Genomic DNA, 22,760 nt, shown 5'->3' with positions numbered 1-22,760 from the left:
GCCCTGCTTAATCGGCGTGGCGGGAAATGGCCGCTTTGACGGCGTCAACATCGGTGAAATCGGTGATGACTTCGATGGGGGTGTCGACGTCTCCGAGTGCGTCCGCGAGCTCAGCGGATGTCAGCACTAGATCGGCCATGGCTGCGGCCCCGCGGGCGGAGGAGATATCGGCGGCTTCGACGTCGGCATCGACACCGAGGTCGTTTATTGCGCGGTCGATGGTCATTTTGAGGATGATTGAGGTTCCAATCCCCATTCCGCACACGGCGATGATCTTCATAAGGCTTTCCTTTCGGATGAGGTGCGTGGGCTGACCAATAGCGCTGCTGGCTCTAGTGGGTTAGCGGAGGCTAGTCGATGTGGAGGATTGATTGCTGATGGTGCGAATGGTCCGTTGGCGTCTGCTGATTGTGCTGCGCGGCGAGTATTACTCGGCGAGTGCAGCGCGCAGGGCATCGTCATCGGGCGCCGCTAACAGCGCGTCCAGGCGCTTGCGGTCGGAAATCAGCTCGGCGACAACAGCCAGCGCTTGCACATGCTGTTTTGCATCCGTTGCTGCAAGGCCGATGACGAGGTGTACTGGGTCGTTGACGGTGGAGCCGAACTCCACGGGCTTTTCTAGGCTCAGCCATGAGAATCCGGTGCTGAGCACGGATGTGTCGGGGCGGGAATGGGCTAGGGCTACCCCGGGGGCAATCACGACGTACGGCCCGTAGCGCAATATCGCGTCGATCATGGCATTGATGTACACCGGGGTGGTGTTACCTGCGTCGACCAGGAGATTGCCGGCCATGGTCACAGCGTCCCGCCACGAGACGGCGCGCGCTTTGGTTTTGATCGCGCATGCGGGAAGGAGGTCTAGCAGAGCAGAGGTTGTGGTCATTGCGTTCCTCCTCGAACGGTTCGGTCACCCTGCGGTTTATGACTCTCACCCAGGTAGTGTGCCTAGGATCACAAGATATCACCCGGTGGTCCCTGGGGTAGGGATCGCCGGGTGATGATCTGGGGTGACTATTTATAGTTAGGTGCGACTGTGGTGGGTCGCTATTTCTTTTGACCGCGGTCGGGTTCTGCGGCTTTCTTTCCGGAACGCTTTTCCGCGGCGATCTGTGCTTCGTCGAATACCGACACTGCTTCGCCTTCGGTGCCGTCTTCCCGGCCCGGAGTGTGCAGCTTAAAGCGGGTGATTGCGAAGCGGAAGAGCAGGTAGTAAATCACTGCATAGCACAAACCGATCAAGATCAGTGCGAGCACCTTCCATGCGCTTCCCGACAGGTCGCTGGCTCGTCCGAAGTTCAGCAGATAGTCGAACAGACCTGCGGAGAAGCCGAATCCGTCTTTAATGCCGAGAGCATTCACCAAGGCCAGCGAGGTACCGGTCAGCACCGCGTGGACCGCGTACAGCGGGAAGGCGACGTAGGCGAAGGCGTACTCAAGAGGCTCGGTGATACCGGTGAGGAACGCGGTCAGACCCACTGACAGCATGATGCCGCCGGTGATCTTCTTCCGCTCGGGCTTTGCCGTGTGGTAAATGGCCAGAGCAGCTGCCGGAAGAGCGAACATCATGATCGGGAAGAAACCGGTCATGAAGGAGCCGGTCCAGGCGTTGGTTCCGTCAACACCGGCGAAGAAGCACGTGATGTCACCGTGAACGGTGGCGCCCTTGTCGTTGGTGCAGGAGCCGAGCTGGAACCAGGGCAGGGAGTTGAGCAGGTGGTGCAGACCGAAGGGGATCAGCAACCGGTTGAGGGTACCGAAAATGAACCCGGTACCGGGGTTCGCGGCGTGTTCCATCAGGAAGTTGCCAATTTTTTCGTTGAACAGCCAGTTGAACAGCGGGTAGATGATCCCCAGTACGAGGCCGATCAGCACAGCGGCGAATGAGGTAATGATCGGCACGAAACGGCGCCCGCCGAAGAACGCCAGGTACGGGGGCAGTTTGGTGCGGTGGAACCGCTGGTAGAGCAGGGCGGCGACGATACCGATGACGATGCCGCCGAGGACCCCGTAGTTGATGACTTTCTCGCCATCATTTCCTGCCGAGCCCCAGTACGGTGCCAGCGCCTTAAAGACATTGCTCATGACCAGGTAGCCGATGACGGCGGCCAGGCCAGTGGAACCATCAGCCTTTTTGGCATAGCCGATGGCAACGCCAAGGGCGAAGATCAGGGGCAGATTGTCGAAGATGGCTCCGCCAGCAGCCGCCAGAACTTCGGCTACGGGCTCTAGCCAGTGTGCGTACTGGGCAAGACCTTCTTTACCCAGCATGTCTGGCTGGCCGATGCGCATGAGGAGTGCGGCCGCCGGCAGAGATGCAATGGGCATCATCAGCGAACGGCCAACGCGCTGGGCCTGAGCGAATCCAGGGATTGAACGTTTCTTCTTCGGGGCGGCAGTTGCCGAGCCCGCTTGTCCCGCCATAGTAGGTGTCCTCCGCGTCGAGCGACGGTGATCGTCTTGGTCCCCGTGCGAGGCTTCGCACCAACATCTAGTTGTCTGGACCACTTACACATCAGTGAAAGCCGCGAAGGTCGGGTCTGTCAAGCCCGTCGGGGTTGCGGTTGTCCAACCGATACCTCCTGTGGGCCACATCGCTATCTGTGGGCCACATCGCTATGCGGCGGGGTGGGAGAGGGTGCAAAAAGATGTTCCTGCACCGGATCTGGCTTAAAGCGTCGGCAACTCGCGTGATAATGGCGGGCATGAAATACGTGAGAGTCCAGGCCTACCTGCGCGGACTCCTGGAGGCTGGGCTCATGCCGGGGGATGCCATCCCCTCGGAACGCAGTCTGTGTGAGCGTTTTGAGGTCTCTCGAATGACCGTGCGCCAAGCGGTCGATGCGATGGTCAATGAGGGACTTTTGGTGCGGGTCCAAGGCAAGGGGACGTTCGTGGCGCAGCCCCGGATTGACTTGCAGCCGCGCATCCAGTCTTTTTCGCAGGAGATGCGCAGCCGCGGCATGATCCCGTCATCCAAAGTGTTGACGGCGACGCAGGAGCTCGCGTCAGTCAAAGTGGCCGCATCGCTAGGTTTGGAGGTCGGTGCGCCGGTGTACCTGGTGCGCCGAATTCGTTTGGCTGACGGGATTCCGGTGGCGGACGAAACCACCTGGCTACCAGCGGAACTGTTGCCGGGTTTAATCGCTACAGCGGTTCCATTTAGCCTGCATGAAGAACTTGAAGAACGCGGTTATGCCCCAACCTGGGGTGAGGATGTCATCGAAGCAGTGGTGCTGGATGACGACGGAGCGGAGGTGTTGTCCGTGGAATGCGGATCACCGGCTTTAAAGATCTCCCGGCGAACCTTCGCCGAATCGGTGCCAGTCCTGTTCTCGGTGTCTTACTATCGCGGGGATAAGTACACGCTCTGGGTGCCCATCGCGGGGCCTACAGGATCGCGCAGGGCGGGTATGCGTGCGGGAGGAGCGGCATGAACCACCAATCTGGCGGTCCCCAGGGAGTTATCGAACGCATCGTGTCGGCTCTGGGGGGTGCTCAAAACATCGTTGAGCTGGAACCCTGCGTGACGCGTTTGCGTGTCCAGGTGGTTGATCCCGACCTGTTGGACCGTAGAGCGCTGGCTGCCTTGCCCTTCCATGGGTACTCAGCGATTGGCACCGCGGTGCAGATTATCGTCGGCCCGACGGCGGAGTTCCTGGCTGATGATGTTGCCGAAAGTATTTGGGAAGACTGACCTGCATGCAGAGATCTGCCCGCTTCACACCGGTTTCTTGGTGGCTGTTCCCCGCGTTTTCCAGATCCGCTTGACACCGGGACGAGTCTGCGGTCGAATCAACTTGTCTGGACCAGTGGCGCCGTGCTGCGGGGCTTTGACGCTTGAACACCATGACTCCCTAACGGAGCAGATGTCCATAGGAGGGCAACTATGACCAAGGCTGAGCAGATTCTGTCCGCGCTGGGAGGCGAAGACAACATCGATGATCTGGAACCCTGCATCACTCGGCTGAGAGTCGAGGTGAACGATCCTGATCTCGTGGACGAGGCAGCCCTCAAAGCGGCTGGTGCGTTCGGCGTGGTCGTGCAGGGCAGCTCCATCCAGGTTGTTGTCGGCCCCGAAGCGGACAACATCGCCTCTGACATCGAGGATCTGTACTCGTGAGCGATCTGTTAGCACCTGTTGCGGGTACCGTCGTCGCCATGCAAGACGTCCCCGACCCGGTCTTTTCGGCGGGGATCGTCGGGGAAGGGCTCGCTATCGAGCCGGAGGATGCTCCCTCGACAGCGATTGCGCCGATTGACGGCACCGTTGTGAAGGTTCACCCGCATGCGTTTGTGATCACCGGCGATGACGGTCTCGGGGTGCTGGTGCACCTCGGTATCGACACCGTGCAGCTGAACGGCGAGGGCTTTGAGGTGCTGGTATCCGAGGGGGACCGCGTCGCCCAAGGCGATCCGATGATTTCCTGGAACCCGCCTGCGATCCGGGAGGGCGGACGCTCCGCGATCTGCCCGGTTGTTCTCATGGGTGAGGTCCAGTCGGATTGGGCCTCGGCGGTTGAGATCGGCCATTCGGTGACAACCACGGGGCTGCTGATCTGCGGCGCCTAATGGCGGTGCCAGGCTGCCGCAGGGCCACAATATCGTAGATACAAGTCAGCGGCGGGGTCGGATGCGTACATGAATCCGACCCCGCCGCTGTTCTTATGCGTGTTTTATGCGAACGTGCAGAGAGTTTTATGCTGCGAGCAACGAGTGCAGCTCGTCTTTAGCGCAACCGGCAAGGGTTACGACTGATTGGGGTGCTTAAACTGCTGGGCTTTGGCCTGAGCCTTTGCCTGAGCTTTAGCCTGGGCGTTCGCCTGTGCACGCCGGGCATTCTCCGCTACCTGACGGCGGTGCTCACTTTCGGCTTCAGCTGCCTGTGCTTTTTCTTCCCGGCTCGGCGTGGCGTGAGTGCTGGCATCGCCCGCTGCCTGCGCTTGGAGCAGAGCGTTGCGGATTTCATCGCTCATGGAACCAATGGTTCCGGGGTTGGAGGGCAGGTACAGAACGTTCGAGCGGCCATTGCGCGCGATGTCCTGCATCGTGTCGAAATACTGCGTCATGAGCAGTAGCTGCTCGGCAGTGTTCTCGATACCGACCTTGCGCAGCATCTCGTACTGCTCGGCGATACCCATGGCAATGGCCTTGCGCTGGGCGGCCACGCCCTCACCCTGGAGACGCTTTGATTCGGCCTCGGCTTCGGCTTGGGTGACTCGCTTGATCTTGTCGGCTTCGGCCAGGGACTGGGCGGCGACCCGGTCGCGCTGAGCGGCATTGATGGAGTTCATTGAGTCGCGCACACGGGGGTCGGGGGAGATGTCGGTGACCAGGGTGTTAACAATGTTGAAACCGAACTCCACCATCCGATGCGACAGGGTCTCCTCGACCGACTTCGCGATGTCGTCCTTGGACTCGAACGCCTGGTCCAGGTTCAGACCCGACAATGCTGAACGCACGGTGTCAAAAACATACGAGCGGATCTGGGCTTCGGGGTTGGACAGACGATAGTAAGCGTCAACAACTTGGCTCTCACGGATGACGTACTGGACCGCGACCGGCACCGTAACGAAAACGTTGTCCTTCGTCTTGGATTCGATGTTGACTTCAAGCTGCTGAATACGCAGTGAAATCGGCCTGGTGAGCCGGTCAATAATCGGCATCTTAAAGTTCAAACCGGGAGATGCGACCCGTAGGAACTTTCCGAACCTCTCGACGATGATGTTCTCTTGCGTGTGAACAGTGAACAGCACACTCGTCCGCAAACCGCCAAAGAGTAAAACGAAAAACAAGATGGCGGCAATGATAAGGACTACTATGATTACTAAACCTATTCCCAATTCCATCCGAATGAACTCCCTGAGGTCAGTCGCCTCACCGCATGATGCGTTAGGCATTTCGTGTGACCAAAGTACCAGGGGGCGCCCTCGCAGCGAGACGACGAAAGTCGATGTCTATGGGCAGCGGCGGCGCGGGCACCCGAGCGCATGCTAGCGTCCCCCCGGTGAGGTGTGCGGGGCTAGCTGATGTCCCGGTCGCTTCATATGCCGTCGGCTCCCCGTTACGCCCTGAAGTTAGTCCAAGGAGTTCCCATGGTCACCCCCGGCCCCTCCTCATCTGATCAACCGACCCGCACGTCCCGGTGGTTTAACCGGATTGGGCTCTTGCCGCGCATCGTGGTGGCCATGGTGCTGGGGATCGGGCTCGGATTTGTGATGCCGGATCTGCTTGCACAGGTTTTTGTCACCTTTAACAGCCTGTTCAGCGCCTTCTTAGGCTTCTCAATCCCGCTAATTATCGTCGGGATGGTGACCCCAGCCATCGCTGAGCTGGGGCGAGGCGCAGGTGCCTACCTCGCGGTGACCGCGGCGATTGCGTATGCGTCCACCCTGCTATCGGGGTTCTTAACGCTGGCCGTCGGCTGGAACCTTTTCCCGCTCGTGCTCTCCTCGGGAGCGGCGCGCACTTTGGATAACCCGGAGAAACACTTTTTAACTCCGTTCTTCAGTATTGAAATGCCTCCGGTGTTCGGCGTGATGACAGCTCTCTTGCTTGCATTTGTGGTGGGCGTGGGGTTGACGATGGTGCAGGGGGATACCCTGCGCCGCGGGGCCGATGAGTTGCGCTCCCTTATTACGTTGCTTATTGAGCGTATTCTTGTGCCGCTGCTGCCGATTTATATCTTCGGAATGTTCCTGTCGCTGACCAAAAACGGACAGATTCGGGTAGTTATCGCGACTTTCGCGACCGTCATGCTGATCGTTTTTGTACTGCATATTCTGTTGCTGCTTGGACAGTTCAGCGTGGCCGGGGCGATTGTGCGGCGTAATCCCCTGGTGTTGCTTCGCCGCATGATGCCTGCCTATGCGACGGCGCTCGGGACCAGCTCATCGGCGGCCACTATTCCGGTGACGCTGCAATGTGTGCGCCGCAATGGTGTGCGTGAAGAGATCGGCTCGTTTACCGTGCCGCTATGCGCAACCATCCACTTGGCCGGATCCACGATGAAGATCGTCGCATTTTCGCTGGCCATCATCGTGATCACCGGTATGGACGTCTCCCTGTGGCAGTACATAGGGTTTATCTTCATGCTCGGTATCACCATGATTGCTGCGCCGGGCGTTCCCGGGGGTGCAATCGTGGCCGCCGTCGGCATTTTGCAGTCGATGCTCGGGTTTGACGAAACTGCCGTAGCCCTGATGATCGCAACCTATATCGCGATTGACTCGTTCGGAACCGCGTGCAACGTCACCGGGGATGGCGCCATTGCCGTTGTCGTTGACAAACTGTTCGGAAATCGGAGTATGAAAAAGATTCAAGCCACGGTGTGAACACACCCGAGCTGCGGCCGTTGACTTTGGTAGCGTAAAAGGGACATGGCCACATCATCCCGCTTCGATATCCGTCCGTACCTACTTGTCACGGCGACTATCGTGTATTCGCTATGGCTGATTTCCCCATTGCTTGGGACTCCGACCCTGATTACGCGGTCATATGTGTCCGAGCTGTCGGCAGTTGACCAAGAGTTTTCCGAGCTCTTCCGATTCGCCGACGGACTGACCGGTTTTATGCTGATTCTAATTGGTCTGCTCGGGTTTGTGATGAGCCGTTATATGCCGACCAGGTCAGCCGGATTGGCGCTGTCGGCGGGCTGTGCTGCGCCCTCCGCTTCGCCTAGCCAGTCTGCTCACAACCCCCAATCCCGCGCCCTCCAGCACCGCACCCCTCAGCACCGCGGTCCCCACTCTGCTGAGGCGCGGCCCCGTCGAGCTGCTGTGATCACTGCCTTCCACTTTGGGTTCGTCGCCTTTGGGGTGTTCACAATCGCGGACGTGATCAGCCCGCTGCACTGCGTGGCCTCCATCGACCCGATGTGCCTCGCCCAGCAAGACGCAAACTTATTGCCGCTGGCGCACACCGTCCACTCATGGACCAGCGTGCTGGCCTCTGCCGGGATGGTGACGGCGATGGTGGCCGATGCCTGGCTCCGGTCAGGGAAGGTGCGTGTAGCGCTGACGGTGGCCACCGTGATCATGCTTCTGGCGACCGCGGCAGGTGACTTTGGGTGGCATCCCTATATTGGGATTGTGCAGCGACTCCAACTGATTTTCTCGGCGGCATGGATGCTGTTGGTCGCACGTGCCATGCGGCAGGGGACACGATGACCTCACCGACGCTCGTGATATTAGCTCCAGGCCTGGGCATGTGCGGAGACTCTTTTGCTCCCGTGTGCCGGGTTCTCCCCGACGGTGTGCGCATGATGGCGATCAGCAGACCGGGAACCTGCGGACGCAACGGACCTCCCCGGAAGGTCACGTTGGCCGACGAGGTTCATCGGCTCACCCGCGCTGCTGCTCGCAGACCCGGGGAGAGTGTCATCCTCGTCGCTCATTCGATGTCTGCGCTGGTGGCTGAGGCATTGGTGCGGACTCAACCGGGCGTAGTCGATGCCCTGGTGCTCGTCGATGGAAGCACGGCCACGAGTGAGCCCGCACCGGCGACGGGAATAAGGGCCAAGGTGTCGAGATCGGCGCAACGGAGTCTCTACGCGGTGCTGTCAGCTCTGCCCGGCAAGCTTCCCACCCGAGGCGCCACCGCACTGGTCGAAAATGCGGCCTTTGGTGATATGACCCGGCAGGTGCGGATACTGCGGCAAGAGCACCGCAGGCTCGATGGCCTGCTAGTAGAACAATTGCCCGCGTATCGGCGTGAGCGCGATCGTCACGGACATTGGGCGCAGGCGCAGCAAGCCGTCGCTGATCTTCTGCGGGCCGATGGCGCTGACGTCCACGTGAGCCCGGTGATGGGGTCTGGGCACCTGGTGATGCGGGATGACCCGTTGTCGGTAGCGCGAGGGATTATCGAGGTGCGAGACCGGTTACTAGCGCGTCGATCAAAACTCGCGCCCTGACCGAGGTGTAGGCCCGACTGACTCTCACACCCGACTGAGAATGGTGCCTGAACCGCGACGCGTGCCCGAACTACAATGTGCGCCCAAATCGCGACGCGTGCCCGAACCAGGGGAGTCAGGACATCCAAGGAGACAGCGACCGATAGGCGTCACGGCCAGTGCGGTCACTTTGGCTAGCCGAGACAGTCTTGTCAGGCTGATCAGCCCGGTCGGCTTGATCAGCTTGGTCAATCTGGCCGGTTTTGTCAGCGCGGCTATCCTTGGCCGATGTGCCCACACCTGGTGAGGCCGGGCTTTCTATGGAGGCCGCCCAGCGCTCATGCCGAGCCGTCAAATCGCGAACCACCTCGGGGAAATCAGCGGAAAGATCCTCGGATTCGTCCACGCTCTCACCGATGCGGTGCAGCGCCAGGTCGGGTCCGAGGTCGGTATGTTCGACAGACAGCAGATAGTTACGGAAATGCGTCGTTTTCTCAGAGGTCTGGGTGCAGCGCAACTTCCATTCGGGGGTGCGGACCGCCCACTGATGTCCGGTATCGAAATGCAGTTCCTCGTGGGCGCTGGCGCTATCTGGCGCGCTCAAAACCGGGGCGAGGTCGATCCCATCGACCGGAATACCGTCGGGCAAGGCAGCCCCGGCGGCGGCCGCGAACGTAGGCATGAGGTCCAAACTGGAGGCTAAAGCACGGGTCGTGGCTCCAGCGGGGGTGACGCCCGGCCACGAGACGATGAACGGAACTCGGACGCCGCCTTCATACAGCGAATACTTCGTCCCGGTCAGCGGAGAGTTGTCACCGTAATTGCAGCGGGACCCTCCGTTATCGGTGAGATACACGATCAGCGTATTCTCGCGCTGCCCTGTCTCCTCGAGCCGCGCCAGAACTCGGCCAATTTCACGGTCCATAATTTCCAGCTGAGCCAGGTAGTACTCACGTCCGTGATCGAGATTGGGACTGATCGCGCCGTCGTACCAGTCGAGGTATTCAGCCGCCCCGGAGTCGAAATCGGGGTGGACAGGAAGGCCTCGCTCATCCAGTTCCTCCTGTGGGAGCTGCCAGGCGAAATTGTGGACGGCATTAAACGCCAACATGCAGAAGAACGGTGAATCTTGCTGGTCATCGGTCATGAAATCCATGGCCCGCTGCGCGAACTCGACGGTGAGGTGCCGTTCGCAGTCGACCTCCTGGCCACCTTCTAGCATCGGGGCGACGCCGTTGACGGCTGCGGCCTCACCGTACTCCTCGACAGCCGACTGGCTGTGGTGCAGATAGTGCAGTCGGCCCATGGACAGGCCCGCCAGACCGTAAAAACTGGTATCGAAACCGTGGTTTTCAGGGCAGGCGCGGTCCCCCGGTCGTTCCGGACCGTAATGCACCTTCCCGAAATAGCCCGTGCGGTATCCGGCTGTGCGCAGAACCTCGGGGATGGTGTGATAGGGCTCCGGGGCGAAGTGGGAGGAGTCGAACCAACGGGCGCCCCAGCGCTGCTGGTGGGCGCCGGTAATCAAACCGGCGCGCGAGGGTGAGCAGATCGGTGCGCTGACGTATCCCTGGTCGAAGATGACACCGGATGCAGCGAGTGCATCCAGATTCGGGGTATGGACCTGCTGGTCGGTGCTTCTCCACGAGACATCGCCGTATCCGTGGTCGTCGGAAATAATCAGCAGGATGTTTGGGCGGTGAGGGGTGTGACTCTCGGTCATTTAACGGCTCCTGAATACTTGATGGGTGCTGGTGGTAGAAGGAATGGGTAGGCGTTGACCGGATCCTGTAATCGGGAGCTGCCAGCCATCCAGAGCCGGATCAATGCAGGCGGCGAAGTCGCGGTGAAGCAGCCCCGTCAACTCGTCTTGAATCCCCTTGGCGCTGGCAACCCCGAAAAGATTGTTCTGTTCGAGGGGATCGTCATCGAGCTGGTAGAGCTCTCCCGGGCCGTCATAGCGAAGAACAAGTTTGTGCGTATCGGTGCGCACCATACGGCCCCCACCGTACTCGTCGATGACACGAACAAACTCCTCACCGCCAGGGTTATCGTCACCGTCAGACCTCAGCACATCGACGACGCTGCGACCGTGGCGCAGAGGATCATCGGCAGGCGCGGAGCCGGTTAGCTCAGCCACCGTCTCATACACGCTCGTGGAACTCACCAATGCATCGCAGCTACGCCCTACGGCAATGCCAGGACCGCGCACAATGAACGGAACCCGCACGCTAGGTTCCCAGAAGTTCAATGGTGAAGTCCCGTTGCCCTTCCCCCAAATACCGTGATGACCGCACGAAAACCCATTGTCCGACGTGAAGATGACGATGGTGTTCTCCAGTAAACCGAGCTGGGTTAGCTGCGTGAGCACGCGATCAACCATGCGATCAACCCCTGCTACCGCCGCCGCATAACCCGAAAGTGCCCCGTGCCGATTCGCGCGGGCATCATCGAACACCCCGGGAAGGGACCACGGATGAACCTCGCCCTGCGGGATAGACGGAAAATCGGTGTCCGCAAACAGGTCGAGAAGCTCCTGCGGATGGTTTCCGCCGGTCCACGGATCGTGCGGGGCGGTCGTGGCGACATGCAAGAAGAACGGTTTCTGGTCGTCCCGATGATGGGTGAGGAAATCGACGGCCTGTTCCCCCACCGCATCGGTGAAATAACGGGGTTCTTCCGCAGGTTCAGCGCTCACCGTGCTGCGGCCAGTGCAATGGTCAAACGCCCAGATCGGGGCGTTGTAGTAGGGGCCGCCACCGTACCGATGGGAGTACCAGTAATCGTATCCGGGAGCGGGGTCATGCGCATACCCGGCGTGCCATTTTCCGACCATGGCGCAGATATAGCCGGACCGACTCAGCAGCTGCGCGATGGTCTCCCTGCCCTCTAAAAAGGTGGGGGAGGGCAGGGGATGGTCCACTCCGTCGGGGGTGATCCAGTCGTGAATGCCATGGCCCGACGGCATCCGGCCTGTGAGCAGCGACGCTCGCGCAGGCGAACACACCGGCGACGCGCAGAAGAAGCGTTCGAGGCTGGTGCCCTCATCAGCGAGGCGGTCAATGGTCGGGGTGTGAAACTCCGGGGTATATCGGCCCAGAGCCCAGGGGCCTTGATCGTCGGTCAGGAAAAGAACGACATTGGGGCGGTTCATCGCATAATCATCTGCCAAATTGGGTTTTGGTATGGTGCAGTGTCACATGGGGAGAAGGGGGAAGGGGACGGTCGGAGCGAGTCGCAGCCGCGTAGGCGTCCAGCCACGCCGGAATGATCGCGGCCAGCTCCTGTTCGCAAACCGCATCGGGGTGGTCGCACCAGATCGACAGGTGGGAGCCGATCACCGGAATACTGGCATCGACATCGTGGTCGGCGTGAGACCCAGCCGCCCCCATAAAACGTCGCGGATGGAAATATGACTTCACACCCTGAGGGTTCTTCCACGGTCCGGTGCCGATACCTTCTTCGGTCAAGATGATGTACAGGTAGTCACCATTGGAGTTGATCAGATCGTGGCCTTGCCGGGCAATATCGGTGGCGCTCGGGAACGTGTCATTCCAGCGCACCCAGACATCAACCTGGGTCTGTGGATCCAAGCGAACCACGCCCTGACCAGGGCGAACATGGTCATTCCAAATGCGTGCGGTCAAACCGCGCGACCGCACCAGGTCCGCGAGGGAGTTCATATACAGGGTGTAGGCGTCATACATGGTGGCGCGCTGGTCCCCGGTCACCTCCCGCGCCCACGCCCCGAGCTGAGGCGCATCCTCATCGGTGAACGCATGATCAGTGCCCTCCTGCCAGGGCGCTGGGAAATACTCATCCCCACCCAGGTGGAACACGCGGGCACCAGCGGGGCGCGACCGAAACAGGTCCACCATGTCGCTGACGACATCCCGCACGAATTCCCGCGCTGCCGCCAACGACAGATCCAGATGCCCGGGAAGCGTCCGGCCATCAGCCAGGCGCAGCGAGAACTCGGGCCGGTTGCGCAGCAGGTATTCCATATGCGACGGGGTGTCGACATCTCCAATCACGGTGATGCCGCGATCCTCCGCCGCCTCTAAAATCTCCAGCACATCGTGACGCAGCAGGTGATGGGGCGAGGTGACATCAGGGTAGGCATGTGAAGCGATGCGGAAACCGAGACCATCGGACAGGTGCAGCTGCAGCGTCGTCAGATCTCGTTCGGCCATTTGATCCAGGAGCCAGAAAATCCACCCCGGAGAAAAGTCTTTACGGCCGATATCGAGCATGACGCCGCGCTCGTTGATCGGCGCTGCGGTGTGCGCGGTGGCAGCGGCCGCCTGGGCCGGGGGCGTGGTCATAAGGGGATACTCCTGCTGGTGGTCGGGGGTGGGACGGGCAGGTCTGAGGGGGAATAATGTCGCAGAAAGTCATCGACTTCCGCTCTATGCGGAACATTGGTCGGTCCGCGGCGAGTCACGGCGAGAGCGGCAGCGGCATTAGCTCGACGCGCAGCCTCAGGCCAATCAGCGCCCAGCGCACGTTCGGCGACCAGGGTGCCGGTATGGGTATCACCTGCCCCGTTCGTGTCTACGGGAATTTGCGGAAAGCCTGGAATATGTAGCGTATGGCCGTGATGAAGCAGGTAGCAGCCGCGAGCGCCATCGCGCACGACGACGATGGCACCCGGTGGTAAAAACCGTGCGATAGCTGGCAGGGTGCCGAGGAGATCCTCAATGCCGGTCAGCGCCCGGGCCTCATCTGCATTAGAAGTCCACAGGGTGGCCCGGGTTAGGACCTCACGCTGGAGCTCACGGGGAAATTCCGCGAAGGCGTCTCCGGGGTCTAGCACGATCTGTGCATCACGAGGGAGTATGCGCAGGAAGCCGAGCAGAGGATCCCGGGTGGGTGGAAACAGGCTGTACCCGCTGATACACACGAAATCGTCGGGGGCGGGGGCGAGCGTGGACAGAGACTTCACGCTAATGCGGCGTTCAGCCCCGTAGGTGGTGACAAAAGTGCGTTCGGCGGTCGGTTCCACGAAGACAAAACAGGATCCGGTGTCCTGATCGGGGATCGGCGCATCCGATAAAGCGACCCCGTCAGCGGCGAGGACAGACCGGATGAGATCACCGTGAGGTCCGGTACCGTGGGCGCCGCCGTGGACCGCTGTGGCTCCGGTACGTGCGGCGGCCAGCAAAATTGTGCTCGCACCCCCGGCATACCGATTAACCGCGGTGGCATTGACATTGCCTCCGTGCGGCGGCAGACCGGGGACATCGACGACGATGTCGACGAGGGCCTGGGCAGTGTGAAGCACACGGGGCATGAAAAGTATCTTAGGGGTTTTGAGGGCCCTGATGACGGACCTGAGAATATCGGGACTTTTGACCCCGGCAGACCATGCATACCTTGAGGACAGCACGGGTTTTAGGGGGTGGCGAGACACCGCGACAGGTGGGTCGAGAGGTCAGGGTGCGGGTTATTGCGCACTCTTTAGAATGGGTCGATGTCATCGCGCTCTGAGGGCACGCCGCCAGTCACCCCCCGATTCAGCGGCGGCCTGCCACGGCCTCGCCTTATTGCCACCGATCTCGACGGTACCTTGCTTCGATCCGACGGGTCCGTCAGCAAGCGCACGCGTGATGTTCTGGCCCGCATGTGGGAGCACGATGTGATGACGGTGCTGGTCACGGCGCGACCACCCCGGTGGGTTGATCACCTGTCTGGGATCGCCGGAGCGCACGGGGTGGCGCTGTGTGCCAATGGCGCGTTCGTCTACGACACGGTGGAGCGCACCATTCTCGACCGGCACACGCTTAATCCGGACTTGGTCGCTGACATCGCCGCAGACTTGCGGCGTGAAATTCCCGGGATCGGGTTTGCTGCGGAATGCGGCGACGGTTTTCATCGGGAGACGGGGTACCCGGATCTGTACCCGCAGTGGGTACCCGACAATGTGGTGACCGGCCCGATTGAGACGTTGGCCCAGCCTGCAGGCAAACTTTTAGCTCGGGTGGATCACCGCTGCGCGGAGGATGAGAACCTGTTTTTGTCTCGGGTGGCCGAGGTCGTGGGTGATCGGGCGGTGCTGTCGTATTCGGGGCCGGGGGGTCTTGCAGAGATCGGGCCGGTTGGGGTGAGCAAAGCCAGTGCGCTGGAAGCTTGGTGCGGGCGGCAGGGGATTAGCGCTGATGACGTGTGGGCGTTCGGGGATATGCCCAATGACCTGCCGATGCTGAGGTGGGCAGCCGTAGGGTGGGCGGTGGATAACGCCCACCCTGAGGTTCATGCGGTGGCTGATCGGGTGTCTCCATCTCATGACCAGGATGGGGTGGCTCAGGTGCTGGGCGAGCTGCTTGAGAGATGTGAGGGACATGAGGGACGTGAGGGGCTTGACAGGTAGGGATCAGGGGTTATCGTGCGATTGACTGGATAGTGGTCAGGAAACTTTGAGGGAACGGTCTGGATGAAGAACTATCGTTCAGCGGTGACCAGGCGATCCCTTATGCTCGGCGCGCTCGGTGTGGTCTTCGGCGACATCGGCACGAGCCCCCTGTACACCATGCATACCGCGTTCGACCTCGGAGTCGGTCAGAACGAGGTGATCGGACTACTCTCCCTGCTGGTATGGACCCTTACCCTCATCGTCTCCATCACCTATGTTGCGATTGTCCTGCGGGCAGACCACGACGGTGAAGGCGGCATCCTGTCCCTTGCCACCCTCGTACACCAGCGGCTGCGCGAGTTGCGGCCGGGTGGTCGCTTCGCCGGTATCGCGCTACTGATCGGGATCGGCGGAGCCTGCCTGTTCCTCGGCGACGGCGTGATCACTCCCGCTATTTCCGTGCTGTCAGCGGTAGAGGGACTAGGGGTTGTCTCCCCGGGACACGCTTTGCACGTCGTTCCTATCACCCTGGTCATTATCGTGGTCCTGTTCGCGGTGCAGCGAGCAGGCACGGGCGGGATCGGGGTCGTATTCGGGCCCGTCATGCTGCTCTGGTTCGGTGTTTTATTCGCGCTCGGCCTTCCCCATCTTCTGGCCCATCCGCAGGTTCTGTACGCATTACTACCGACGTCGGCGATATTCTTTGCGATCGAGCACCCCATGCTCGCGTTCGTAGCCCTCGGGGCGGTTGTGCTGTCGGTGACCGGGGCAGAAGCGCTGTACGCCGACCTCGGCCATTTCGGGGCCTCAGCTATTCGTAGGGTGTGGCTCTTTGTCGCGTATCCGGCGCTCATCGTGAACTATCTCGGACAAGGTGCGTTGGTTCTCGGGAACCCATCCACCCGCGATAACCCCTTTTTCCATCTGGCCCCGCACTTCCTCACGCTTCCGTTGGTGGTGCTCGCCACCTGCGCCACTGTTATCGCATCCCAGGCGGTGATTTCGGGAACCTACTCGGTGGTCCGTCAGGCGATGCGGCTCGGATACCTTCCGGGAATGCGTGTCCGCCACACGTCGGCGACCCACTCCGGGCAGATTGAGATCCCGGTGGTGACCATGATCCTGTTTGTCTGCGTGGTCCTCGTGGTGGTCATATTTGAATCATCCACTGCCCTGGCAACCGCCTACGGGGTGGCCGTGACCGCGACCTTCCTTTTGACGACTGTGCTTTTGCTGGAACATGCCCGGCGGACCTGGCAGTGGCCACTGTGGGTGCTGATCCCTGTGGGAGTGGCCCTGATCGGGCTGGAGTCGCTTCTGTTTGCGGCCAACGCGATCAAAATTGCGTCCGGAGGATGGCTACCGGTGGTGCTCGCGGTCGTCGGTTTCATCGTGATGACGACGTGGTTCACCATGAGCCACCGGATCTCGCGCAAACGCGCCACTATCGAAGGTGATTTGGGTGCTCTGCTCGGCCTTTTGTCATCGCCCTCGATTCGCCGGGTCCCTGGCACCATCGTCTTTCCTCACGCCGGTACCTCCACTGCTCCGTATGCGTTGCGGCGTCTTGCCCGTCTGACCCGGGCTCTGCCCGAACGCATCATCATCGTGCGCATGGACGATGTGGATCGGCCTTACGTCAGCGATGAGGAACGGGTCACCCGCGACCACCTCGGCACCAGGCTGTCCGGCCTGGATCACCTGACCGTGCGTTTTGGCTACATGGAAGGGCGCAATCTTCCAGAGATTCTGCGCCGGGCGCTACCGAAGGACGATATCGATCACGCCACCTTCATGCTTTCCCATATGCGTTTCGTTCCACGCCGCCAGGGTTCGGCTCTGACCGGCTGGCGTGGACGACTGTTTATCGCGCTGACCATGCTGTCTGACTCTCCTGCCCGCCGGGCCTGTCTTCCCCGGGAGAGAACTCTGGAACTGTCATCTCAACTGGCTGTCTAGCGCCGCTGCTGGCTTTGTCGCGCCACGGGGTTGATCCTGAGCCTGTCCCTGGTTTATCCCCTGGGCGGCCTTGAAATTGGCTCTGTGCCTGTGCCTGAGTCTGGGCCTTTCCTGGACCAGGCGCCGCTGGTGAGACGATGCCCAGCCGCACGCGATAGATCATGACAGCTGTCATGGTCCAATCGTGACATCGCCCTCAAGCGGTGGAGCCCTCCTCCGAGAAGAGTAGAGGCATGAGCAATGCCATCGAACTTGTCGGTCTCACTAAACGCTACGGCGACCTCACCGCCGTCGATCACCTTGACCTCACGATCTCCAGCGGGCAGATCCTCGCCCTGCTCGGACCCAACGGTGCAGGGAAATCCACCACCACCGAAATGATCCTCGGCCTCATCCCACCTAGTGAGGGACAGGTCCGAGTTGCCGGAATGAGCCCCGTGGAGGCAACCCGAGCCGGTCTGATCGGAGCGATGCTGCAAAACGCTCCGCTGTGGGAGAACCGGAGCGTACGCGCCATGCTCATGCTGCTGCGGGGAATCCACCGTCATCCGATCCCCCTCGATGACGCTGTGGAACGAGCGGGAATAGCCGACGTGATGTCCGCGTCCTGCGACAAACTATCCGGCGGCCAGGCGCAAAAGGTCAGATTCGCAATGGCGTTACTGGGCGACCCCCAGATCTTGCTGCTCGACGAACCAACCGCCGCCATGGATGTAGAAACGAGGCGCAGCTTTTGGTCGCGCATGCGCCAGGTGGCGCGCGAAGGACGCACCATCGTGTTCGCCACCCACTACCTCGACGAAGCGGACCAGGAAGCCGACCGGGTGGTGGTGATGGACCGTGGACGCAAGGTTGCTGACGGCACCGGGCACGACATTAAAAACGTGGCCGGTGGCCGCAGCATCAGCTTGACAGGTGTTGCCCCTGAAGCCCTCGCCCACCTGTCTGGCGTGACCGGGGTGCGCATGGACGGATCCCGGGTACGGATCGACACCGACGATTCCGACGCTACGTTGCGAGACATTTTCACCTCGGATCTGCCCGTTCACGGCGTGGAGGTTGCGGCGCCGCGGCTCGAAGACGCTTTCGTTCAACTCACCAGCCACTGAAAGGACACAGCCATGTCGAATCCCAGCTCGCCCACCGGGCGCATCAACCAAACCGCATACCCCCGTCCTCCCCACGCCAATCCGCAACGATCAGCAACCGCCCGCGCATCCTCACCTTTGCTTAGCTACTGTCTCCGCAATACCCTCGGGGTTTTTCGAGACGGCACATTCGTCTTCTTCACGGTCGCGTTGCCAATCATGCTGTTCATTTTGTTCAACGCGATTTGGGGTTCCAATGAGCTTGGAAAGGTCTCCGCTGGAACCGTGTTCATGGTCAATATGGCTGCTTACGGGGGTCTCGGCGCAGCTTTGAATGCGGGTGCTCGTATCCAGACCGAACGTGCCAGCGGTTGGATTCGTCAGCTGCTCATTGCCGGGCTCAGTAACCGCGACTTTTTGATCGGGAAAATCGTGACTGCCAGCCTGGTGCTGCTACCCGCCCTGATTGGCGTATTTATTGCCGGGGCGGTTGTTGGAACAGCGCCATTTAGTGTGCGCACGTGGTTGCTGGCTCTTCCGATGCTGTGGGTCACGCTGCTTCCGATGATTTTGCTCGGCATCGTCATCGGTCTGTTCTTGCGGGCCAGCGCGGTGCAGGCGACCACCACTATTGTGCTCATGCTGTTTGCCGTTGCAGGCGGTTTGTGGATGCCGATGGAAATGCTGCCGGCATGGCTTCAAAACGTCGGTAAAGCGCTTCCCACCTTTGCGATCAGTGAGTTTGGTCGGTGGACGTTTGAAGGCGGAGCTGTTCCCGTGAGCGCGTTTGTGATCCTGGTGATCTGGACGGTGGTGTTGGGTCTTCTCGCGATGCTCGGATTCCGTCGCATGGGAGGTAGGACCCGAGGCTGAGACGGTGAGCCTCCGTGCTCCCGTGAGCAGGTGCATGGACGAAACCCCGTGGGCATACTAAGACGTGAAAAGAGAGGATGGTGAGGTGACCATGCGGATTGGGGAGCTCTATCGGGCTGCTAGAGAATCTGGCGGCTTTGCATTCTGTGTCACAAGCCTCATCTATCTGCTTTTTATGATCATTCCGGCCTGGATGGGCAACCCGTTGCACCTTGCGGTCGCGGTGACCATCCTCTGTCTTGTCTTCGGTGTGCTCTTTGTTTTAGCCCCCGGCGTGCGGCCCACGTTCGGTCAGCGCGGAGCCTGGGTTTATCTGGGAATGATGGCCGGACTCATGGTCGCGCTGGCCCTTCTCGTCACATCCGATGTGCTGTATATGGCAATATTTTGGGCGGGCGCTATTGTCATGCTGGCAGATCTCAAAACAGCCCGTATCCTCACCGTTATCTGTGCGGGCGGAGCATTCGCGCTGTCTTTATGGCTGGGAAACACCCTCTCGGCCCTGCTGGCCGTCGCAGCACTATTTACCGGGTTATCGCTCAGCATTACCTTTGAAAAAGCGAGACTGGAAGCCAGGTTAAGCGCGGTTGAACAGCGCAACGCGGTGCTGGCAGTGGCTGCTGAACGCGAGCGGATTGGACGGGATTTGCACGACCTGCTCGGGCATTCCCTCACGGTGATTACGGTGACGGCCCAACTCGCGCGTCGTCAGTTGACTGCTGATCCCATGGCATGCGCCGAGCAGCTGGACAAGATTGAGACCATGAGCCGGCAGGCCCTGTCCGATGTGCGGGCTACCGCATCGGGCATGCGCGAGGTGCGAGTCGCAACGGAGGTAGCGTCTGCGCGTTCGGTGCTGAGTGCTGCGGGGATTGCGGGATATTTTCCGTCCGCGATCCCGATTCTTTCTGACGAGGTCAGTGAACTATTTGGTTACGCGATCCGGGAGGGGATTACCAACACGGTGCGTCATTCGGAGGCCACCCGATGCTGGATCGAGGTGCATTCAGATCGGGTGACGATTGTTGACGACGGGCTCGGGATAGAGAGGACCCGCCGCGCCACGCCCCAAGCAAAGCAGGATAGACCCGGTTCGGGGCTTGCAGGGCTGGTTGCCCGGGCCGAGGCGGTAGGGGCGCGGCTCGAATTGGATACTCGCAGCGGAGACGGTATCCCTCGGGGCACCTCGCTCAGCATCGTTCTGAACGAGCCGAGCGCCCGCGGCTGCGATGGTGGACGGTCAGCTCGGGGCGAGGCCGCGGGATATGCCGGAAGTGATGTCGGTGAGTACGTTCGCATCCGTGGTTCTGATGTCGATGGCGCATCCGTTCAATCCGAGGAGCCGGTTGCGTGATACGTCTAGTTCTTGCTGATGATCAGGACCTTTTACGGGAAGGTCTGGCAGCGTTACTGGGGCTCGAAACAGATCTCGATATTGTCGGACAGGCATCCACCTGTGCGCAGACTCTCCAGGTGGTGCAGCGCACGAGGCCCGATATTCTCCTGCTCGATGTGCAGATGCCGCCCGGCGTCAACGGCGGTGACGAAAATGTGCGTATCCCGCAGGATGGTATTGAGGTGGCTGAACGGATGGTCGGAAGTGGGCTGAAAACCCGGGTGATTGTGCTGACGACCTTCGGCAGACCGGGCTATCTTCGACGCACCCTTGAGGCGGGCGCTGCGGGGTTCATGGTGAAGGATGCACCGGTGGAGCGCCTGGTCGATGGGATTCGTCGTGTGCACTGCGGCCTTCGGGTACTCGATCCGGAACTTGCCGCAGCCTCACTGTCTGTCGGTATCTCACCGCTCAGTGACCGAGAGACCACCGTGTTGCAGGAAACAGCTAAGGGAGGAACGACCGCAGCTATCGCTGCCCGGTTGTATCTGTCCGAGGGGACGGTGCGCAATCACATTTCGTCGGCGATTGGAAAGCTTGGGGTGATCAATCGCGCGGAAGCCGTGCGCAAAGCCCTGGATAACGGGTGGCTTTAACCGGGTGATGCGATCTGCCTGCGCAGGTGCGTTCTAGCCTGTGCGGATGTGGTCAGGAGCGGGTTAAGACAGGCGGGGCTGCGCCAAGTAAGGCCGCTCTAGGGCCTCAGCACAGCCCGGCTCAGTGGTGAAAGTACGGGATGAGCAGATAGAGCCCGAACAGCACAGCCAGAGCACACAGGGTGGTGCAGGCGACGGATGCTGTCATGAGCGCCGTCCGAGTTGAACCGGTGCGTTCTTGAGCTTCGCCGCGTAAACGCACTCCGCCAGCGAAGAGGCCGACCAAGATGAGTGCGGAACCGATAGTCACGACGGTCACTTGAAGGAACTCGATCATGAGCGGGTCTCCTTACCCTTAGAGCCGCCAGATTTCTTGCCGCGGCGCCGACGGGGACGGTGTACCGTCTCGCCTACTTCCTCAACCTCTGACAGGGCGTTCTTATGGGTGACGGCGCTGCGTTGGGAGATCACGAAGATAATTGCGATGCCGGCCATACCGGCGATCGCGACGATCATGAAACCGGCTTCGCTCACGTGCATGAGAGCAGCCGACACAGCGCCGATAATGCCCGCCGACGGAAGGGTGAGCAGCCAGGCCAGCGCGATACGGCCCGCCGTTCCCCACTGCACGGAGGAACCACGACGTCCCAGTCCCGAACCGAGCACGGAGCCGGAGGCGACCTGCGTGGTGGACAGGGCGAATCCGAGGTGGCTGGAGGCGAGAATGGCTGAGGCGGTGGAGACCTCAGCAGAAAAGCCCTGAACAGGTTTGATTTCGGTGATGCCGCGGCCCATGGTGCGGATGATCCGCCAGCCTCCGGAATACGTACCGATGGCAATGGCGAGCGCGCAGGAAAGAATGACCCAGAAGTGCGGGGGAGTGCCCGCCTGCTGCATACCTGCCGAGACCAGAACCAGGGTGATCACGCCCATGGTTTTTTGGGCGTCGTTGGTTCCGTGGGAGAGTGCCACGAGTGACGCGGAAAATAACTGGCCGGCTCTAAAGGATCCGCGGGTGCCCTTGGCTGTAATGGCGTAGGCCAAACGAGTGGACAAGAATGCCGCCGTCCCGGCAACCGCGGGCGCAACTAGCGCGGGCAGCAGGATTTTTTGGACGACAACTCCGCCGTCAATTGCCCCGATGCCCGACCCCACGATGGCAGCGCCGATCAACCCGCCGAACAGGGCGTGTGAGGACGATGACGGCAGGCCCAGCAGCCAGGTCAGCAGGTTCCACAGCACAGCGCCCACCAAACCCGCGAACACAAATTCGGGTGTGATCTGAACGCCATTGGCACCTTCGCGAATCAAACCGCCGGAGATGGTCTGCGCCACTTCGACAGATAGGAACGCGCCGACCAGGTTCAGCACAGCAGCTAGAGCCACCGCGGGTTTCGGCTTGATGGCACCGGTGGCGATGGGGGTTGCCATCGCGTTGGCGGTGTCGTGAAAGCCGTTCGTGAAGTCGAAGAACAGAGCGAGGATGACCACCAGGATCACCACGAGGGAGACGTCCACGGAATTCAAACTCCGTTCACCGTTGAGTCATGTATGCGACGACGGGATGCTACCCGCTCTAGGCAAGGATCGGCATGTCGGGAGGTTC

23 protein-coding genes are annotated in these 22,760 nt (G+C 60.8%); 13 read left to right on the top strand and 10 right to left on the bottom strand.

The genetic code is table 11. The features are described from left to right. Positions 1–7 precede the first annotated feature (7 nt). The 3 genes from BN1724_RS06670 to BN1724_RS06660 all read right to left on the bottom strand — a co-directional run bounded on the left by BN1724_RS06670 (position 8) and on the right by BN1724_RS06660 (position 2,421). On the bottom strand, positions 8–280 hold the full coding sequence (locus tag BN1724_RS06670) for a PTS sugar transporter subunit IIB (RefSeq protein WP_058234732.1): 273 nt from the start codon (positions 278–280) through the stop codon (positions 8–10). 147 nt (positions 281–427) lie between these two features. Further along, positions 428–883: a PTS sugar transporter subunit IIA gene (locus BN1724_RS06665; RefSeq protein WP_058234731.1), complete on the bottom strand. Its 456-nt coding sequence runs from the start codon at positions 881–883 to the stop codon at positions 428–430. Positions 884–1,044: 161 nt separating this feature from the next. After that, on the bottom strand, positions 1,045–2,421 hold the full coding sequence (locus tag BN1724_RS06660) for a PTS transporter subunit EIIC (RefSeq protein ID WP_058234730.1): 1,377 nt from the start codon (positions 2,419–2,421) through the stop codon (positions 1,045–1,047). Positions 2,422–2,702: 281 nt separating this feature from the next. Here BN1724_RS06660 and BN1724_RS06655 point away from each other — a divergent pair, with 281 nt between their 5' ends. The 4 genes from BN1724_RS06655 (at position 2,703) to BN1724_RS06640 (ending at position 4,569) form a co-directional block, all read left to right on the top strand. Next, complete coding sequence (locus BN1724_RS06655) at positions 2,703–3,434, top strand: GntR family transcriptional regulator (protein ID WP_058235828.1); 732 nt, start codon at positions 2,703–2,705, stop codon at positions 3,432–3,434. Beyond that, positions 3,431–3,694: a PTS transporter subunit EIIB gene (locus tag BN1724_RS06650; protein ID WP_058234729.1), complete on the top strand. Its 264-nt coding sequence runs from the start codon at positions 3,431–3,433 to the stop codon at positions 3,692–3,694. Before BN1724_RS06655 ends, BN1724_RS06650 begins: the two co-directional genes overlap by 4 nt. A gap of 192 nt (positions 3,695–3,886) precedes the next feature. Beyond that, positions 3,887–4,120 (top strand): PTS transporter subunit EIIB, encoded by a 234-nt coding sequence (locus BN1724_RS06645; RefSeq protein WP_058234728.1) that lies wholly within the window; start codon positions 3,887–3,889, stop codon positions 4,118–4,120. Further along, complete coding sequence (locus BN1724_RS06640; protein WP_058234727.1) at positions 4,117–4,569, top strand: PTS sugar transporter subunit IIA; 453 nt, start codon at positions 4,117–4,119, stop codon at positions 4,567–4,569. The genes BN1724_RS06645 and BN1724_RS06640 overlap by 4 nt, the downstream gene beginning before the upstream one ends. Positions 4,570–4,745: 176 nt before the next feature. Here BN1724_RS06640 and BN1724_RS06635 read toward each other — a convergent pair whose 3' ends face one another. Further along, positions 4,746–5,846 (bottom strand): SPFH domain-containing protein, encoded by a 1,101-nt coding sequence (locus BN1724_RS06635; protein ID WP_058234726.1) that lies wholly within the window; start codon positions 5,844–5,846, stop codon positions 4,746–4,748. Positions 5,847–6,092: 246 nt separating this feature from the next. Between BN1724_RS06635 and BN1724_RS06630 the strand changes: the two genes are divergently transcribed. Genes BN1724_RS06630 through BN1724_RS06620 form a run of 3 tightly spaced genes read left to right on the top strand, consistent with a single transcriptional unit; the run spans position 6,093 to position 8,911 of the window. Then, on the top strand, positions 6,093–7,331 hold the full coding sequence (locus BN1724_RS06630) for a dicarboxylate/amino acid:cation symporter (RefSeq protein WP_058234725.1): 1,239 nt from the start codon (positions 6,093–6,095) through the stop codon (positions 7,329–7,331). A gap of 45 nt (positions 7,332–7,376) precedes the next feature. Beyond that, complete coding sequence (locus BN1724_RS06625) at positions 7,377–8,165, top strand: DUF998 domain-containing protein (RefSeq protein ID WP_058234724.1); 789 nt, start codon at positions 7,377–7,379, stop codon at positions 8,163–8,165. Then, a complete protein-coding gene (locus BN1724_RS06620; RefSeq protein WP_058234723.1) occupies positions 8,162–8,911 on the top strand; it encodes an alpha/beta fold hydrolase in 750 nt (249 codons plus the stop codon). The genes BN1724_RS06625 and BN1724_RS06620 overlap by 4 nt, the downstream gene beginning before the upstream one ends. A gap of 115 nt (positions 8,912–9,026) precedes the next feature. On the opposite strand, the gene BN1724_RS06615 is transcribed toward BN1724_RS06620, so the two are convergent. The 4 genes from BN1724_RS06615 to BN1724_RS06600 are packed head-to-tail and all read right to left on the bottom strand — an operon-like array spanning position 9,027 to position 14,183. After that, on the bottom strand, positions 9,027–10,613 hold the full coding sequence (locus BN1724_RS06615) for a sulfatase family protein (RefSeq protein ID WP_084252833.1): 1,587 nt from the start codon (positions 10,611–10,613) through the stop codon (positions 9,027–9,029). Then, entirely contained in the window at positions 10,614–12,044 is a 1,431-nt protein-coding gene (locus BN1724_RS06610) for a sulfatase-like hydrolase/transferase (protein WP_058234722.1), read from the bottom strand. Between the two features lie 7 nt (positions 12,045–12,051). Beyond that, positions 12,052–13,215: a family 20 glycosylhydrolase gene (locus BN1724_RS06605; protein WP_058234721.1), complete on the bottom strand. Its 1,164-nt coding sequence runs from the start codon at positions 13,213–13,215 to the stop codon at positions 12,052–12,054. Continuing rightward, positions 13,212–14,183, bottom strand: a complete 972-nt coding sequence (locus tag BN1724_RS06600; RefSeq protein WP_084252832.1) for a PfkB family carbohydrate kinase — start codon at positions 14,181–14,183, stop codon at positions 13,212–13,214. Before BN1724_RS06600 ends, BN1724_RS06605 begins: the two co-directional genes overlap by 4 nt. Before the next feature lie 180 nt (positions 14,184–14,363). Here BN1724_RS06600 and BN1724_RS06595 point away from each other — a divergent pair, with 180 nt between their 5' ends. The 6 genes from BN1724_RS06595 (at position 14,364) to BN1724_RS06570 (ending at position 21,154) form a co-directional block, all read left to right on the top strand. Then, on the top strand, positions 14,364–15,260 hold the full coding sequence (locus BN1724_RS06595) for an HAD family hydrolase (RefSeq protein ID WP_084252831.1): 897 nt from the start codon (positions 14,364–14,366) through the stop codon (positions 15,258–15,260). Positions 15,261–15,344: 84 nt separating this feature from the next. Continuing rightward, the gene (locus BN1724_RS06590) at positions 15,345–17,201 is read left to right on the top strand and encodes a potassium transporter Kup (protein ID WP_197671764.1); all 1,857 of its coding nucleotides are present in this window, start codon (positions 15,345–15,347) and stop codon (positions 17,199–17,201) included. Between the two features lie 233 nt (positions 17,202–17,434). After that, positions 17,435–18,310, top strand: a complete 876-nt coding sequence (locus BN1724_RS06585; protein ID WP_058234719.1) for an ABC transporter ATP-binding protein — start codon at positions 17,435–17,437, stop codon at positions 18,308–18,310. A gap of 12 nt (positions 18,311–18,322) precedes the next feature. Then, positions 18,323–19,162, top strand: a complete 840-nt coding sequence (locus BN1724_RS06580; RefSeq protein ID WP_058234718.1) for an ABC transporter permease — start codon at positions 18,323–18,325, stop codon at positions 19,160–19,162. 91 nt (positions 19,163–19,253) lie between these two features. After that, positions 19,254–20,516: a sensor histidine kinase gene (locus BN1724_RS06575; protein ID WP_231928277.1), complete on the top strand. Its 1,263-nt coding sequence runs from the start codon at positions 19,254–19,256 to the stop codon at positions 20,514–20,516. Continuing rightward, positions 20,513–21,154 carry a response regulator transcription factor gene (locus tag BN1724_RS06570; RefSeq protein WP_058234716.1) on the top strand — a complete coding sequence of 214 codons (642 nt, stop codon included), beginning with the start codon at positions 20,513–20,515 and terminating at the stop codon, positions 21,152–21,154. The genes BN1724_RS06575 and BN1724_RS06570 overlap by 4 nt, the downstream gene beginning before the upstream one ends. 121 nt (positions 21,155–21,275) lie before the next feature. Here BN1724_RS06570 and BN1724_RS06565 read toward each other — a convergent pair whose 3' ends face one another. Both BN1724_RS06565 and BN1724_RS06560 read right to left on the bottom strand, forming a co-directional pair. After that, positions 21,276–21,491: a hypothetical protein gene (locus BN1724_RS06565; RefSeq protein WP_058234715.1), complete on the bottom strand. Its 216-nt coding sequence runs from the start codon at positions 21,489–21,491 to the stop codon at positions 21,276–21,278. After that, the gene (locus BN1724_RS06560; protein ID WP_058234714.1) at positions 21,488–22,672 is read right to left on the bottom strand and encodes an inorganic phosphate transporter; all 1,185 of its coding nucleotides are present in this window, start codon (positions 22,670–22,672) and stop codon (positions 21,488–21,490) included. Before BN1724_RS06560 ends, BN1724_RS06565 begins: the two co-directional genes overlap by 4 nt. Positions 22,673–22,760 lie beyond the last annotated feature (88 nt).

It is taken from the genome of Devriesea agamarum, assembly GCF_900070355.1.
Taxonomy (GTDB): Bacteria; Actinomycetota; Actinomycetes; order Actinomycetales; family Dermabacteraceae; genus Devriesea; species Devriesea agamarum.
The sequence above is the reverse complement of the archived record's forward strand: the minus strand, read 5'-3'. Positions and strand labels throughout refer to the sequence as shown.